The organism is Streptomyces sp. NBC_01320, from assembly GCF_035974375.1.
GTDB classification, from domain to species: Bacteria; Actinomycetota; Actinomycetes; order Streptomycetales; family Streptomycetaceae; genus Streptomyces; species Streptomyces yanii.
In genome coordinates, this window is the sequence record NZ_CP108391.1 from 280,879 (window position 1) to 299,414 (window position 18,536).

The window sequence follows — 18,536 nt, forward strand, 5'->3', positions numbered from 1 at the left end:
GGCGGCTGGGTCTCCCTGCACGACCAGCTCATACCGCAAGAGGGGGGGACCATGAGCGAGCTGCGGATGCCGGGACGGGAGACGCCGGCGCGCACCACCGCGCTGGCACCCTCCGTGCCCAACGAGCCTGGGATGCGGACCACTTGGGTTCACACATATCCCGACAGGCCCGGTACGCAGGCTACTGTCTCGTTCGATGAGGAGGTTTTCTACGGCTCGGATGTCCGTGAGGGCATCGTCCTGTCAGTGATGCGTGAAGTCGACCGCATCGGCGGCGAGTTCATGGAGCGGGCGCTCAACCTGGACAGTGACGAAGAGCTGGGCGGGTTGGTGACGAGCCTGTACTGGCCGGAAGCGAAGTTCGCTCCGGGGCTCCCTGTCGATCTCGTCGGGAGCGAGTTGGCGGAGGGCTGGCCGCGTCCCATCGCCGTACACAATCCGGACGGCGACGGACGCTACCTGCCGGACGGCACCGCCGACCCGGCCGGTATGACGGCAAGCTATCTTGCGCGGCAGACCGCCGGATGGCTGGAACTCCTGGAAACCCTGGAGGGGGGCGCTCAGCAGACGGCGGCCCGCATCGACAATGCCGCCGCCAACCCATCCGAGTTGGAGACCGCCAGGGACTTGGTGGACAATGAGGAAGAGATCCTCGAGATTCTCCACAGTGAGTTCGGCCAGAAGATGCAGGCGGCCATCGTGGCCTACCAGCGATTCCGGAGCGTCTCGACCGGGGAGCGCGTCGAGCTCGCGGACCGCCTTATCCAAAACCTCCGGGATGTCGAGGCCCGGGCGCAGGAACGCGCGGACGAGATAAGGCGTGTGCTCCGCGAGGCGATCGCGACGCTCGACCAGCGAATCGGGGATGCCAGCGTCGGGGCGGATCAGTTCCCCACCCAGGGCTGGAACGCGCCGGAGCCGGGCGAGCGCCCCGGCCCGGACGTTCAGGAAGGCGTGGACTCGGCGAGCGGCGCGATCACCGCCGTCGATTCCTGGCCGGCCGCAGATGTCCGTGACGCCGCCGATTCCGATGAGGCGGACGACGCCGAGGGCCTCGGGCCCAACCGCTCCGCGGTCACGAGCGGCTCGGCCTACGCGGAGCGCGGGGATCTCGTCGAACGCCTCGTCCAGCAGACCCGCGATGACCTGGCGCGTGCCGAGTACCCCGTCGAGCACGGCCGCCGCTTCCCGGCGTTCTACCGCTCGGACGAGTGGCACCGACTCACCGAGCAGTACGAGACCGCCCTCGGCGCGGCCATCGCAGCGGAGCCGCACGTCATCGACACGGCGCGAAACTCAGCTCGCGGCCTCGTCCGGCTCCTGGCCAGGCCAGACCACTACGGTCCGGACAGCGGCGTGCTCGACCTTCTCGAGCGGATCGACTCCGGCTCCGACCTGGCGACGCTGATGGACGTGTTCGCCGACGCCGCCTACCGCGGCCCCTCCGGCGTGACCCTCAGCTCGCTGTGGAGCAGTCGGCCCGAGCTCAACACCCGCAGCCTGCCCCTTCTGCCGCGCACCAGCGCCGGCCGGCAGCCGGACGCCGACGGTACCCAGTCCGTCATCGACAGGCGCGGTCTCCGGCTGACCGGGAGGCCCGCCGACACGGCGGCGTGGCTGCTCCGGCTGTACCAGGCACTGAACATTCCCGGCAAGAGCGAACTGCTCTTCCGTCAAGCCCTCTTGGGCTGGCTGCTGCCGGGAGGCGACCACTCCCTCACGGAGATACTCGCGGCGGCCCAGCAGCGGGGCGTCCGCGACGACGCCGAACCCGATCTCGCCCGTAGCGACGCCCACGCCGCGCGGCTATACACCTGGGCCGACCAGGCCCTCGCGCCCGACATGCCCCGGCACCCCCTGCCCCACCACGGGATGTACGCGGCAGCCGCACAGTGGCTTACCCCGCAGATCACCGGCTCTGGCCAGACCCTCGACGAGATCGCCCAGCTGATCGCATTCGACGGGACGCCCGCGGGACCGCACCCGCTGCCGCACCGGGAGGCGGAGGAAGCGCGGGCACGCCGCGAGGCATTGGCCGACTGGTCGCTGCGCCATGACGGGACCGCCTCGCTCGCGGGCGGTCTGGAGCCGGGGTATCTCGCCGCGCTGTACCTGGTCAGCGGCCCGGACTCGGAACTCCTGTCGCGAGTGTCGAATCAAGAGCGTGCCCTCGACGCCACTTGGCTGCACAACACGGCGCTGTCGCTGGTCCGCCGGGAGGCGGATGTCGAACATCCCCGGTTCCCGCTGCTGTTCCTGCGGAATGACGCCTTCCGCGAGTTCGCCCTCGGGCCCGTGGGCCTGGAAACACAGGACGCCACGCCCGAAGAGCGCAGGGCGGCCGAGGACTGGCGAGACATCCGACGCGCCGAACTGACCGACCGCGTCTGGCGACTGCTGCACGAACTCCGCGATGAGCTGACGGGACACGCCTCGATGGCCCAGGAGGCGCTGGAGTCGCTCCCCGCCGTGGACGCCGCAGTGCACTGGGCGACCTGGGAGCCGGGTAGGGCTGGCGAGCGGGGTGCCGACTCCGCCCCGAGCGCCTACCGGCTGCCACGCTTCCACCGCGCCGCTGCGAGCCCCACCGCCGCGCTTGACGCGCTCGACGTCCTGCGCTCCGCGGGCGCCCGCGAAGCCGAGGTGGACGAGGGCCACCCAGTGGTGTGGACCGTGTGGCGCTCCTCCGCCCGTGATGTCTCACCTCTGTCCCAACACCCTGGCGAGCGCGCGTACCTCTACCCCCGCAGCACGGTGTTCCAGGTCGAGTCGTCGACCGTCCACCATGACGCGGCCACGGGCGCGTCGTACGAGCACATCGTCCTCACCGAGGTCGCTCCGCCGCCGAACCGCGAGTCGTGGGAGCGGGAGACCACCGTCCGGACGGTGGCCGCCGACCGCCGGGTGATCGGCTTCGCCGCCTTCTCCGAGGACCGCGCCACTCCCGCCAGGCTGTCCGGATGGGAGAGGCAGGACCTCCCGGCCCCGCGCCCGTCCGGGACACCGGCCGGGACGACCGACCCGGTTGCCGCCCGCCGTTCCCCGGCCCCCGACGCGGGTGGCTTCCGCTCCTACTACTCCCACCCGCGCTGGGCCGAGCTGAGCCGCCGGTACGAGTCCGAACTCGGCCAGAGCCTGGCGACCCGCCCCGCCGTAATCGACGCCGCCCGCGACATCTTCCGGGTGCTGCGCGGACGACCGGACGCGGTGGCCGCCCCGCTCCCGGAGGGTTTCCCGCAGGACGCGGATCTGGCACGGCTCATGCGCGCGAGCGCCGTCGAGGCCACCCGTGACGAGACCCTGCCTCCGCAGCTCGCGGACACCGGCAGCAACCGCTACCGCGACCTGCGCGATGACCGCGGCTTCCACCTGGCCGACAGCCGAACCGCCGTCGCCGGGCGGATCCTCGCCCGGTACGCGCAGCACGCTCCCACCGACCGGCTGGCGGCGGCCCGCACGGCCGTCTTCGCCTGGCGATTGGCGGCGGGGGACGACTCCCTCTACGAACTCCTGGAGGAGACACGGAACACGGCGGCCTCCTCCGCCGTCGAGCGTGCGGTACTTCTTGGGGACGCCGCCCACCTGTACGCCTGGGCCGACGCCGAGATGGCCGCCGGGCACGGCCCGCGCACCCCGTACCAGACGCTGTACGCCGAGCGGCACGGCTGGATCGCCCCGGACGACACCAATCCGGAATTTTCGCTCACCGCTCCGCTGACACCGGGGCACATCGCTGCGCTGCGTCTGATGAGCGGCCCGGCGGACCGGCCATTGCTGACCGCAGCGGTCGCCAGCGGACCAGGGGAGCGCGCTCGGGACGCGCTGCGGCGCGAGGCCCGTGCCATCGTCAGCGAGGCGGTGGACCGCGTACGGGCGGGCCGTCCGGCCGACTTCCCGCGCACGCTGCTGCGCGATGGCCGCTTCCACGCTCTCGTCCAGGAGGCCCGGGCCGTGCCGCCGCACACGCCGGACCACGATGCCCACCTCGGCCAGATCCGCCATGAGCTCCTGGCGCGGTTGGACGAGGGCCTGCTCGACGAGTTGTTCGCCGAGGCCCCGGAGCATGCGGCCATGGCGGCGGAGGCGTTGGCTCTCCTGCGGCCGGTGAGGGCTGCGCTGTGGTGGTCCGGTTGGGTCCCCGGGGATGCGGCCGCGTCCGGCGCGGTGGGCGTCCCGCGGTTCCATGCCGGGTCGCTGAACGAGGCGGCGGCGTTGAGCGAGATGCCGGTCTCGGACGAGCCCGATGGGCATCCGGCGGTGTTCGAAGTCATCGACACCTCGGCACGTGACGTCTCGTTCCTTTCGGCTCATCCGGGCGGTGCCGGGGCGCTGTACCCCGAGCTGGCGGACTTCCGCGTAGTGGAGCGAGCCTGGCGGCAGGACGCGACCGGACGGGCATACGAGCACGTTCAGCTTGCCGAAACCGACCCCGTTCCCCAGCTGGTCCGCGCAGTTGAAGCCCCCGCACCCGGCGCCGTATCCCCGTCGCAGTTCCCCTCCGAGGGGTGGAATGCCCCCGCCGAGGACTCGACAGCGCTCGCTCCCCGCTTCCCGGAGCTCTACCGCACAGGCGAGTGGCGCCGGCTCAACCAGGAGTACGAGAAGGCCGTGGGGACGGTGCTGGCCGCCGACCCCATGGTGATCGCGGAGGCCCGCAAGGCGGTCCGCGCGCTGTATGCCCACCTGACCGCGCCCGAGCATTACGGCTTGGGCGGCGCGGCCGATGCCTTCCTCCCGCCGGGGATGGCCAGCGGCTTCGGCTCCCCCGAGGCCGCGGTGGATTGGCTGCTCGACGCCTCGAACAGCGGTGTGCGGCTGGCCATGCTCATGACCATGTTCGCGGACGCCGCCTATGCGAGCCCGTCGGGAAGCACGCTCAGTGCCCTGTGGCGGGATCGCCCGGAGCTGAACACTCAAGCCCTGCCCCTGGCACCGGCCACTCCCGAACCGCACAGTGCGTCCTTCCTGCAGGAGGCACGTGACAAGCGTGGCCTGCGGATGAGACAAAAACCTGCGGCGTCCGTTGAGTGGCTGCTCAGAGTCCATGACATGCTCCGGGTCCCCGACGGCGACGCGCTGCTGTTTCGCGAGGCCATGCTCGGCTGGCTGCTGCCGCGCGATACGCACTCGTTGGCGGAGATCCTGGCAGCTGCCCAGCGGGCGGGTGTGCGCGACGAGGTCGAGCCTGACACCTCCCGCGTCGACGCGGCCCGGCTGCATGGCTGGGTCAACGGTGTCCTGGACCCCTTGGGTCGGCTCCGCGGGCCCTCCCTGTACCAGATCCTCGAAGCAGACCCCCAGTTGGCGGCCCGCCTCATGCCGCCGCACCTTCAGCTGTACGCCCGGCGGACGGCCTCGCTCACCGCGGAGATCACAGAAACCGACCGGTGGATCGAGGACATCCTCGCCCTGATCAAGCAGCGGACACCGGCCGCCGGGCAGGGCGAGCTGTCACCCGAGGCGGCCGAGGAATGGCGGCAGCGCCGCGCGGCGTTGGCCGACTGGCTGCGCCGCCACCAGGACATCACCCTCCTACAGGACAACGTCAACGACGCCTACGTCATGGCGGTCTACCTGATCAGCGGACCGGACGCGCGGCTGATCACGGCAGTGGACGGCGCGGGGGGCGGCAGCCGGGAGCGGCTGCGACAGGAAGCACGCGCACTGGTGACGGCCGCGTCGGCGAACGAACACCCGCAGTTCCCGCTGCTGTTCCTGCGGGATGACGCGTTCCGTTCCTTTGTCCGCGCGGGGGGGCTCCGGGACCAGAGCAGCCGGGCGCGGGGCCGCGTCGAACAGCTCGCGGAGCAGGCCGAGTGGCTGACCAACGGGCTGGGCAACGAACTCGTCGGCTATGGCGAGCTGGCCGCCGAAGCGCTGGAGATGCTGCCTTCCGTCCACACCCGGATCTACTGGACCAGCAGGCTGCCGGATCCGGCGCAGGGTCTCGGCGTGCCCAAGCCGGGGACGGAACTGGAACTGCCCCGGTTCCACCGTGCGACCACCAGCCAGGAAGCCGCGCTCGGCGAGTCCCGTGACCTCGTCGGAGGCCAGGGCCTGCCGGTGATGTGGTCGGTGGACCGCGCCACGGCCCCCGACGTCTCCCCTCTGTCCAGGACTCCGGAGCTGCGCACGGTCGTCTACCCGTCCAGGGCCAGGTTCCGCGTGGAGTCGGCACGCCTACAGCACGACGCGGCGACCGGTGGCAGCTTCCTGCGGGTCGAGTTGACCGAGCTGCCCCTCGTCCGACCGAGTGAGTCGTGGGACCGGCCGATCGTCACCCGGGACATCATGTCGGCCGGGCGGCGTATCGGTGTCGCCAGCCACAATGCCCGGGGCTGGTCACAGCGCAGGGACTACTTGTCGCGTGTGCGCGAGACAGCCAGCTGGACGCCCTCGAACGCCGACTCGTGGAACGCAGTCGGAGCTCCGCAGCCGCTGAACTGGGACGGGGACTGGTTCGTGGCCAACGCACACGGCGCGGCGCAGTCCGTGGACGTCGTGTCGCGCTACGGTCCGCGGAGCGTCAGCGGGCCGCAGTGGGGCCGGTACCTCAAGGCGTTCCTGGACGGCGACGGCCTGCCGGCGGAAACCCGGATCTTCCTGCACTCCTGTTCGGCGGGCGCCGAAGTGCCCGGCGGGGATCCGGTCGGACAGCAGACCGCCGACTGGAGCGGTCACCGGACCACCGCCCCCACCGCGTCCATCGCGGGGACACTCCGACCGGGAGCAGGGCCGATCATGGCGCTGGCGGTGAAGGCCGGGCAGGAGCTGCCCCGCCTGGCCGAGTTCACCCCGCGGGACCGGGCGCGGGCCGCCGCCGCACCCCCCGGGGACCCCGGCTTCCCCGAGTACGCCAGCGGCTTCCGCGCGTTCTACTCCGACCCCGAGTGGGAAGCGACCAGCCTCCAGTACGACAGGGAACTCGGCGAGGCCATGGCCGCGGACCCGGATGTGCTGCGGGCCGCCTGGCACCTCCTGGACGTCGTCGGCCGCACGTACGAGAGGATCATCGCGGAGTGGTTGACTGCGGACGCCAACGCCGAGGTCAGCGGCTCCGCCCGGCGCTTGCTCGAGGTGCTGCGGCAGGACCCGGTCACAGGCGAAGCCACCGACCGCTCGGCGGACCCCGAGGTGTGGGAGCTGCTGGAGACGGTCGCCATCGCCGTCCTGTACGGCGGGATGCCCGTACGCACATCATCGTACGACTCCGCCGACGGCTGGCGCCGGATGCTCAGCGACGTCCACGGTTTCCGGCTCGCACCGAGCCGCAAAACGGACGTGGCCGGGTGGCTGCTGGAGATCTACCGGGGCAAGGCACCGGTCCGGACGCTGCCCGCCGTCCGGACAGCGGTCATGGCCTGGCTGCTCCCCCAGGAGCGCGACAGCCTGTACGAACTCCTCGCCGACTCGCACGCGGTCGGGGGCTTCCCGGCGGTGGAACGTGCCGTGCTCCTGCGGGATGCCGCGCACCTCTACGCCTGGGCCGACACCGCGTTCGGGGCGCGCTACCAGCTGCCGACGCCCTATCAGACCCTGTACGAGGAGCGGCACCGGTGGCTCACCCCTGAGGTCACCGGGGACGGGCAGGTGCCCGAGGGCATCGAGCGCGCCCTGAACCCGGACACGGCCCCGCCCTCCGCAAACGATCCCCAGCTACCGGCGCGGAGTTGGGCCGTTCGCCGGGAAGCCGCGGATGCGTGGGCACAGCGTCACCCGGAGGCTTCGGCCGCCGACCGGCTGACCTCCGGACACATCACCGCGCTGTATCTGCTGAGCGGCCGGGCGGACCGACGCCTGCTGACCGTCGCGGCAACCGGCGAGCCAGGGGAGCGCGGCCGAAACGCCCTGCGGGACGAGGCCCGAGCTGTCGTCCGCGAGGCCGTGGAGAACATGCACGTCGACGGGGCATTGGGCTTCCCGCGCACGCTGCTGCGCGACGACGCCTTCCGCGACCTCGCACAGACCGTTCAACGGATGCCCGTCACCTCACCCGACCTCCACACCCGGCGAGCGGTCGCCCTCGACAGCATGCTGGAATGGCTGGACAAGGGCTTGGTCGACGAGTTGTCGGTCGAGGCCCCGGAGCATCTGGCCATGGCAGAGGAGGCGTTGGCTCTCCTGCCCCCGGTCGGCACCTCGGTCTGGTGGTCCGGCTGGGTATCGCGGGATACTGAGGACTTCGCTGTGGTGAGCGTGCCACGGTTCCACGCGGGGTCGCTGAACGAGCTCGTCGCCCTGGCGGAGATGCCGCTCTCGGGCGAGCCCGGTGGGCATCCCGTGCTCTACGAGGTGGTGGACGCCTCGGCCCGTGACGTCTCGTTCCTGTCGGCTGATCCGGCGCGCGGTGCGGCGTTGTTCCCGCAGCCGGCCGAATTGGAGCTGGTGAAACGAGTTTGGCGGCAGGACGCGGCAGGGCGGCTGTACGGGTACGTCCAGCTCAAGGAGACCGTCCCCGTCCCCCAGACGGAGAGTTCCGCGGCCCCCTTCGTTTTCCCGGCCGACGACCAGTGGAACGCGCCCTCTTCCCCCGAGGGCTCGTTCGTCGGCGGGGTACAGGCCGCCGACGCCTCTGGTGCCGTGATCTTTTCCGGGGTTACCCCGGAGTCCTCGGATGCCGAGGACGGCAGCGAGTTCTCCGGGACGGAGAGTGACTCTGGCGGCACTGACTTCTCCGAGGGCACTCCGGAGTTCTCGGATGCCGAGGACGACAGCGAATTCTCCGGGACGGAGAGTGACTCTGGCGGCACTGACTTCTCCGAGGGCACTCCGGAGTTCTCGGATGCCGAGGACGACAGCGAATTCTCCGACGAACTCGACAACACAGGCCGGCTCGACACGGAACCCGCTGTCTCCGACGGCACGGAGCAGGGCGTCCTCGGCGTGCTGGACCCCTCCGTCAAGATCGACCCCCTGTACTTGCTGTTCGACCGGAGTGCGGTTCTGCGGATCCACTCCCCCGACGATGCCCCCACGGACGCGCTTTCGTGGGACGAGTGGCGGCGCCTGCGGCGGTGGGAGCAGGTCCGCGTCTCCTACCTGGTCGACGGCCGCATGTCGGCGCAGCGCGATCTCCACCCGCTGGTCGACCGGCTGGCGAGCGCCGGAAATGTCGTCATGGCTGCCGAGGTCCGCGCGTACGCCTTCCGGCTCGACAGCGCGGTGCGCGCGGCCGGGGTCACCGACCCCGCTCGGATGATCTGGACTGGTGACGAGGTCCAGGCCCGGTACCGGGAGCTGGAAGGTGCCCTGAACAGCCTGGAGCAGCTGCTCGCGGACCCGGAGCGGTCCGCGCTGACTCGGCAGACGGCGCTCGAACTGGCCGCTGGGGTCCGTGAGTCTGCGGATCTGGTGGCCGGTGCGCTGGCTGGCTTCGTCCGAAACGCCGCCGGTATCGGCGGCCTCCACCGACTCCGCAACGCGTACACGCCTGTAGTGGCCGCAGCTCGCGGACTTGCGGCGGAGGTAGCCTCGGGCCGCGTATGGGACGCGCCCGACGGCGGCCCGCGCCCGGCGTCGGCGCGGACGCTGAGCGCGTTGGTCGGCCACGCCCGGGACCTCCGTGTCCGCAAGGCGTACGCGCTGCTGCCCACGGGATCCCAGTGGCACCGGGCGCGGCCGGACGTCGACGACCTCACCGACGAGGAGCGGTCGGCCTTCATCCGCGACCTGTCACAGGCGAACCTGGCCCGGCTGCGGAGCGAATTGGCGGTTCTGCTCAACCGTGCGCGGTGGCGGGAGCTGTACGAGCGACTGGCGGCACTGCCGCTGCGGCTCAAGCACGCGACACCCGCATACCACGCGATCGCCAACAGCGGGGTGCTCTCCTCGCTGGCCGCCCTCGACCGGGAAGACCACGGGCACTTCGCCTCCGGCTGGAGCGAGTGGGACACCGACCTTCTCGGCAACCAGGACTTCGTCTTCTTCCGCGTCGAGTCCGGTGATCAGCCGATGGCGACGCGCTACGGGCCGACCACCCTGGTCTTCGACATCGACGAGCTGGGACGGCTCGGCGGCTGGGTGTCTCTGCACGACCAGCTGGACCCGCTCAACCGGGCCAGCATGCGCGCGCTGCGGATGCCCGGCCGCGAACGACCCGTCCGCACCTCCACGCTTGCGGAGGGCGACGACGGAGACGGCGGACGCGTCCGGTGGATCAACACCTATCCGGACGCGCCCGAGCAGGGCCGCACCTTCACCGTGTCCTTCGAAGACGAGGTCTTCCACGGCGCGGACGTACGGGAGGGCATCGCCCTGTCCGTGCTGCGCGAGGTGGCGCGGATCGGCGGGGACTTCCGACGGTGGGTCCTGGGCCTCAAGGACGCCGACGAGCTGGGCAGGGTGGTGTCGAGCCTCTACCGCCCGGAGGCGAAGTTCGCCTCCGGGATCCCGATCGACCGCAGCGGCGACGTGCGGGACTCCCCGCGGCCCGTCCCCATCGACGTGCTCAACCCGGACGGCGACGGCCGCTACCTGTCCGACGGCACCGTGGACCCGGCCGGCATGGCCGCGAGTAAGAGCGCCCTCAAGGCCGACAAGCTGGCGGCCGAGCTGGACTACGACTGGTCGCGGTTCCGACTCGACCTGGAATCTCGCCAAGGTCCCATGCCCCTCAACGATTACGAGGAGATCAAGGGCCGGGCGGGCGAACTGCGCGACCGGTTCGCAACCGCTCTCGTTGACCACCAGGCCGCCGGGGATCAGGCCGTCGCACACTACGAGGAGTTCGGGCAGACGGCGCAGGGGGACCGCGCGTTGCTGGCCGAACGCCTGCTGCACCAGCACCGGGAGAACCTCGCCAAGGCCCAGCGCGACATGACGTCGGTGGTGCACGAGCTCGACCGCGTGATCACCCCCGCCGCCGGCTCCACGGGCCTCGGGGTCCTCATCGCCGAGCCAGAATGGGACAGGTCGAGCCAGGAGTACGAGAGTGCCCTCGGCGTGGCGCTGGCCGCCGACCCCGCCGTGACGCGACAGGCCAGGCGGGCGGTGACCCGGCTGCACCAGGTGCTCGCCGAGGCCTACGGGCCCATCGACGCGGCCCGTGCTTTCCTCTCCCCCGAGGTCGGCGGGACCGACGCAGAGGGAACACTCAGCACACTCCTCGACGAGTTCTCGGGCACCTCGCTCTACGAGCTGATGGACGCGTTCATCCGGGCCGCGCACGCGAATCCCGACGTGCCGCATACGCTCGGCCACCTGTGGGAACAAAGGCCCGAACTGCGCCCCCAGAGCCTGCCCACCCGACCGCAGACCGTTTTGCAGCACACCTACGCCACCCGCAACGAGATGGCCCTCCGGGGCTTCCTCCTGGGCGAACGCCCCGCGGCCGAAGCGCACTGGCTGCTTCAGGTCCACCGGACGCTGGGAGTGCCCGGAGAGACCACGGACTTCGCCAGGGCCGTGCTGGCGCACGCGCTCGAATCGCGGACGCACACACTCTTCGAGGTGCTGCACGCCGTGAACGCGGACGCGCCTTCGCCTGAACTCGCCGCCGCCTTCGACACTGACGCCCAGGCCTTGTACGCATGGGCCGACCGGAGCTTCGACCCCAGGAGGCACGTCCCGGAGGGCCACATCCTCAGCGGTATGCTGGTTCCTCCCTTCACGAAGGTGTATGACGCGCTGGTACAGCGCGTGTCCGTACCCGCCGCCACCGTCTCCCCGGACGAATTGCGGCGCATGCTTCTCGCCCCCGGCGACTACCCGACCTCCGGCCTGCCCGAGTACCTCCAGCAACGACTCGACGGGATCAAGCGCTGGCACCGGCACTACTCCCGGCGCGGCCAGCTGGACACCTCGGCGCTGAGCCGGCTGACGGCTGGTCACTTCGCTGCGCTCCGGCTGCACGGCGATGCCGCTGCGGCGGGCATGTCCGCCTTCAACGGACTGCTCGCGGAATCCGGTGTGGACCAGCGGACCGGGCAGTGGCTGACGCAGTGGGCCAACTGGTGGACTCACCAGGCGTGGACCCGAGCCGCGATGAGCACGGAGGGCATCTTCGGTGGAGACGCTCGGACCTTCCCGCAGCTGCTCGCGCAGGACCCCGACTTCCGGAGCCTGCTCGACGAGGTAGCGGCGCACTCGGAACTCGGCGGGCCCGACCCTGAGGACCAGCGGCTGCGGCAACGTCTCGACGAGCACGCCGACTCCATCGTGCGGACGCTCCCCGCCCACGCCTGGGCCGCGGTGCAGGCGCTGGAGGCGCTGCCGCCGTCCGGCCGTGAGGTGTGGTGGACCGAGCTGGTGCCGGGGGAGGCCCCGGACGGGAACCTGCCCGCCCCCGGCACGCGGATCGTCGTGGACGCGACGCGGTTCCTCACCACCAATCCGCAGGCGCAGCAGGCGTTTGCACGTCCGATCAACGCCGACAACCTGTCGGGCGAGGGCCCCCGCCACATGCGCGTCTACCGCGTGGCAGGCTCCACCGCCCGCGACACCACGCTGTTCGTCAGTCGCCCGACCCAGCCCCAGTTGAGCTATCCGCCGGGCATGGCGTTCCAGGTGAAGAGCGCCCGGGTGATCGCCAGCCGGGACGGTCGGTCCTTCGTGGAGGTCGCGCTTACCGAGGCCACCCCGCTGTCCAGCGGCGTGCCCACGGCCGATCTGGCTCAGGCTCTGCGCCCGGCTCAGGCTTCGGCGGACGTGGAGCCGGTCGTCGCGCAGCCGGGATCGGAGTCGCCGCGCCCTGAGACGGCTCAGGCTTCGGCGGACGTGGAGCCGGTCGCCGAGCAGTCGGGATCGGAGCCGCGGCGCCCTGAGATGGATCAGGTTCCGAGCCCGGCCCCGGCTTCGGCGGACGTGGAGCCGGTCGCCGAGCAGTCGGGATCGGAGCCGCGGCGCCCTGAGATGGATCAGGTTCCGAGCCCGGCCCCGGCTTCGGCGGACGTGGAGCCGGTCGCCGAGCAGTCGGGATCGGAGCCGCGGCGCCCTGAGATGGATCAGGTTCCGAGCCCGGCCCCGGCTGCGCCGGACGTGGAGCCGGTCGCCGAGCAGTTGGCATCGGAGCCGTCGCGCCCTGAGACGGCTCAGGCAGCCCACACGACCTGGCTCACTGCTGGTCCCGACCGGCACGCCGAAGTCGTCCGAGCCATCGCGGCCCTGACCGCTCTCGCCGCTCAAGGCGGACGCGCCGCGGACGCGGCCCTGGACGGGATGGAGCCGTGGCAGGAGGCCCTGGGGGAGTGGCTGACGCACCACCAGTCCCCGGTTGTGCCGATTCCGCCGACAGACGTCTCGCCGCCCGTCTTCGACCTCTCCGGTACGGATTGGGCATTCCACGGGAAGCCGTCAACAGGCCAAGAGCTCAGCCCTGTTCAAGCCACCTCCAACCTGAAGAACCTGGCACGTGACTGGATGAAGATTTCATCCCACAAGGTGACACGGCGTTCGACGGAGTTGCAACGAATCGACCAGGCCGTTGCGGAGTGGCTGAACGGGACAGGAATCGAGTTTGTCTCCGGGCAGTGGGAACAGCAGCGGGACGCTCTGCAAGAGATCAAAGCGCGGATTCAGGACTGGCGGAATTCCAAGCGTGGCGCCAGTCGGCGGATGTCCGCCGTCAATGAGCTCGAGGGCAGGGTCGACGCCGCGCTGGAGGGAATCAAACGCTTTTGGCAGAGTCCGGCCGAGACCACGCTCCTTGAGGATTATCGGCGCCAGACTCAGGATCCCACGCTCCGAGCGCTCCTGGACGAGTTGACGCCGCTGGCCGGCAAGGTGACTGAGTACAAGCCGACCCCTGAAACGACCGGCGGTTCCACCATCGCCCTCGGTGACGGTGCTTACGAAATCGAGTACGCAATGGGTCGTACTCCGCAGGAACACCTTGCCGCGCTCATTCGAGGACTGACGCAAGTCGCCGTCAACGAGGCTTACGGCTCAGATGCGCTGAAGTATTCGGTTCCCACTCAGGAAGAGCTCAGTCGGGAAGCGGAGACTGTCGATTCGCAGAGCATCGACGACTTCAGGGTCCATGTCCTGTACGGCGTCAAAGAACTGCTACAGCTCCTTTCTGGATCGGGGCTTTCCGCTTATCGGAAGGAGAGTATCCGCGAGAAGTTGTTCCGCCACACCGATCGAACTGGCCTGGGTCGGTATGATGCGGACCTTTCTCAGATCCTGGTGTGGAGCAGCACGGAGAACGCCACATCCTCGCCGTTCCATCGGCGGTTGACCGAGATGGTCGCCGAGGCTGCCGGGTGGCGGAAGGGTAAGAAGGTCATCGTACCCAGCCATCCGGAAGAGACGCTGGGGAAGTTGCTGTTCCCGATCCTCAGGCTGAACAGGGAGCTCGCCGCTGGTCAGCAGCTCTCCGAGGAACTCACCGTCAATGCCGATGGCGAGGTGTTCGGCTCGGCTGGGCCGGACGTATTCGAGTTGGTCGAGGCGAAGACCGGCAGCGACAACGCGCTGGCGCTGATCGGCAAACCTTCCCACGAACAAAAGTCGGTCGAAAAGCGGTTCAAGGGCTTCGACCTCAGTGAGAACGGTGTTCTCTATCACTATGATCGGCCTGCCGGCGGCCGGTTCATCGTCTACGGCGATAACACGTTCCCGCTGCCTGAAGGCTTGGCTGGGAAGCCCATTCTCGTCATCAACGGGCATGGGGAACCGGACCACATACAATTCGGTCTGAAGGGCCGCTCTTCTCAGAATAACGACTCGTCAGAGGCCAGAAATTGGGTCTCACTCACCCCTGCCCACTTGGTCGATACGGTCATGAAGTCCGATGCCTACGCCAAGGCGCTGAAGATGGCGGAGGGCAGGGGAGAAAAGCTGAACGTCCTGTTCTGGTCTTGCGAGGTCGGCAACGAAGACCTGACCGATGTCTCGTTTGCCGAAGGAGCCGCCGCGAAGCTTCCCGCGGATCAGGTGAACGTGTGGGCCAGCCCCTATAAGGTCGTAAACGCCTCGCATGGGAAGATGGGTGTGTGGGCGCCGCGGAGCGGCGTTTCCGATGTCCTCAAACAGTTCTTCCCGCCGGTGGTGAATTCGGATCTCCACGGTCGCGAGGCGGTGACGATCGGAGATCTTTCCCCCTTCGCCGGTGCCGTTTCGCTGCGGAAGGCCGGCGAAGATCTACGGCTGCGGCACGAGTACGCCCTGCCGATGTCGGAAGCTGATACCGACAAACTGGTTGCCCGACTCGGCGGTAAGCCTCATGTCGTCCTCGGGCGTCGTGTCGGAAACAAGGTGGAGCTCTACGAGAAGAAGGACGGAAAAGAGACCAGGACCCTGCTGAGTCCGAAGGGGCTGGCCGACTGGCTGAGCGAGGATCGGGTGCCGAGGAACGCTCCGCTGTTCCTCGCGGTCGACGGCTCCGGAGTCAAGGAACTGATCGGTTCGGGGCGTGACGGCGACTCCGAGGAGTGGGGGGACTCGTTCGCCGATGAGTTGGCCGACCTCTGGGAAGCCCCGGTCATGGGCGTCGGCGGGCCCCTGCGGCAGGTGAAGAACCTGCAGACCGGAAAGTGGGGGTTCAGGGTCGACTACTTGCCGGGAGTCGGAGCGGACAGCCCGCTGACTCTTTCCTGGCCCCGTAAGGCAGTCGCCGCCGCGAGCGGACTGGAAGCCGCGGCGATGACGTTCCATCGGGAAATCGGCGAGGTCACGGACCGAGTGCGTGACTCCTTCCAGCTGGCCAAGGACATCATTGATGCGAAGGGCGTCGAGGCCTTCGACGCTCTGGCTGCCCAGGTCTCCGGCATCGTGCGGGAGGAGATCGTCTTCCCCGTGAGCGGTCTGCCGCAGGAATTCCAAGCGGTCGTGCACGCTGTCGGCATCCTGGCCACGCACCCGGTGCCGCAATCCGTCGAGGCCTTCGAATCCGTCAAGGCCTACTTCAGCGACCTGCGCGGTTGGTGGAACCTTCCCAAGCCGACCGGCACGGAAGCGAGCTCGGCAGCTGTGCGAGGTGAGTGGAGCGCCACGGGCTCGTCGCGCGACGGTGAGTCGGTGTTCCTGTCAGCGTTCAGCCACCTGACACCCGCGCTCGTCGTGCGGGATTCGGTCACGTGGCAGAGCCCCACGGCTTCCGCGTTCGAGCCCGTGCCGAGTCGTCCGTGGCCGTCTGTCATCGGTTTCGACGAGGGGAAGAAGGTCCTCACCTCCGAAGCCGAGGCTCAAATTCGGGAGGTCGCCGGGGAAATAGCCGAGGAGGCGGTGCGCAACTACCGAAGTGGTTCGCCCGTGCCCGAGGTCTATATCACCGGATTCGGAAATTCAGAGCTGACTGGCATGAACGCCGGTGAACAGCGGGCTCGCAGCGTCGAGAAGATCCTCAAAGAAGAGCTGCTGCGACGGCTGGACGACCTGAACGTCGGATTGGAACCGGGCAGCCTGCGTCCGACCATTCCGCTTCTGGAAAGCATCAAAATCGTATCCGCCTCGCTCGGTTACAGAGGGGCCGCACCGCAACACGGTGCCACACCGGGGGACAGACGTCGGACGGCGGTCATCGACGTCGTTCGCAGGCCGCATTTCTACGAGACGTTCCTCGAGGGCGCCGTCTCCCTTCGGCCGACTGCTGAGTTCCAGGGAACGTGGGGCCTTCCGGACCGGGCAGGGCTCGAGCGGGCGGTTCGCAGCGTTGGGAACGCCAATGCGTTCCTGGCGGACGTGCCGGAGAGGTTGCGGAGGGGCACCCCCGTCGAGATCAAGCTCCTGGCGCAGGCGCTGAGAAACGCGGGGCTGCCCGGGACAGGACCGGTGGTCCTGAACCTGCCGGGCACCGAAAGCGACGCCGGGCAGGAGGGCGTCCGGGCGGAGGTCCTGCTGGCCCAGGAGCTGGGACGCCCCGTCATCACGCACACGACGGCATCCGAAAGCGGCTCGGACGCCACCAGCGCGACCTGGCGGGTTCACCACCCGGCCGGCTCCCCCACCCAGCCGCAGAGCGCGTCGACGGCCGACTCCAACGGGACAAGCCCCTTCCCCGCACCGGCCCAACCGCCCGCCTCGGACAGCAATCCGCACGCCTCCACCGACGACCTGGCGGCGACCCCCGCACCCGTCACGCCACAGCCGGACCACAGCGAACTCTCTTCGCAGTCCGAAGAGATCAACGTCCCGCCCGCATCTTCCAGCCCGCACCAGGGGTCCCACACCGGAGGAAGGAGAGGTGTCGGGGCAGCAACGGACTTGGAGGCCATGCTGGCGAACCTGGACCTCGCCAGGCTGAACGCCCTGTACTTGGCGAGTGGACCCGACGCGCGCCTTCTGGAGGAGCGGGCCGCCGGGAGCGAAGAGGAGGGCATTGCACACCTGCGACGCCAGGCCCGGATCACCGTCGAGCGCGCGTTCGACAGCGGTGGCATCATCGACCACCTGCCCCTGCTGTTCCTGCGCGACCCGGCCTTCGCCGACCTGGCTGAGGAAGCCGCGCAGATCGCGGGCCTGCCCGGCCGAGGCCAACGCCTCCAGGAAGTCCGGCGGACGCTCGCGGACATGGCTTCCGAGCTCGTCTCGGGTATGCGCGAGGAACTGCGCGACCACCGCGAGCGAGCCGTCGCCACGCTGAGGGAGCTGCCACCGCTGGTGGATTCCGTGTGGTGGGCGACCCACGAGCCCGGGGCGCTGGAGGCCCGTGTCGGCGGATACACGCTGTCGGAGCGTCCCGCCGTTCTGCCGAGCCTGCACACGGCCACGGCCGACCGGTCAGTGGCGCTCGACACCGCACTGGCGCGCGGAGCCGCGCTGGGCGACGACCACCTGGTGCTGTGGGAGGTGCGCGGATCGAGCGGGCGCTCCCTCGCGCCGTTCTCCCGCGACCCGCGCACCCGACCCGTGCTGTACCCGGAGCGCGTCCCGCTGCGGATCACGGACAGCAGGATCGTGCACGACGCCCGGTCCGGGCTGACCTACGCCCATGTCACCGCTGAGGAGGTCCCGTTCCGGGCGGCACCGGTGTGGGACCGTCCGGTCACCACCCAGGACGTGCACTCCCGCGGCGACGAGGTACGGATCGGCACCATCAGCGGCGACGCACCCACCGCCCTCGCCCGGATCGAGGCGGAGCGGGCCCAGGGCCGGCGCAACGACCAAGTGTTCCAAGCCCTGCGCCTCACCCTCTCCGGCACCCAGGTCCCCGGTTCGCGCGGTGAGGGTCTGGCGGGACTCCCGGCGGCGAGCGGTACCGAATTCGCCGGTGCCGCTGTGCGGGAAACGGTCCCAGCGCCCGAGCCCCTGGAGACACACGGCCCGGACGAAACCCACATCGCCGCGCTGCGCCTGCTCACCGTCCAAGCCGATGGCGAGGTGTTCGGCTCGGCTGGGCCGGACGTATTCGAGTTGGTCGAGGTGAAGACCGGCAGCGACAACGCGCTGGCACTGATCGGCAAACCTTCCCACGAACAAAAGAAGTTCAAAAGGCACTTCAAGACCTTCGACCTCAGCGAGAATGGTGTTCTCTATCACTATGATCGGCCTGCCGACGGCCAGTTCATCGTCTACGGCGACAAGACGTACCCGCTGCCTGAAGGCTTGGCTGGTAAGCCCATTCTCGTCATCAGCGGGCATGGGGGTCCGGACAACGT

The 18,536-nt window shown here is 69.7% G+C and carries 1 protein-coding gene (running past both ends of the window); it reads left to right on the top strand.

This entire window lies inside a single protein-coding gene on the top strand: locus OG395_RS56680, encoding a hypothetical protein. The 78,984-nt coding sequence extends 14,340 nt beyond the window's left edge and 46,108 nt beyond its right edge, so the window shows coding positions 14,341-32,876 (codon 4,781, complete, through codon 10,959, partial); the first complete codon in view begins at nucleotide 1. The start codon and the stop codon both lie outside this window.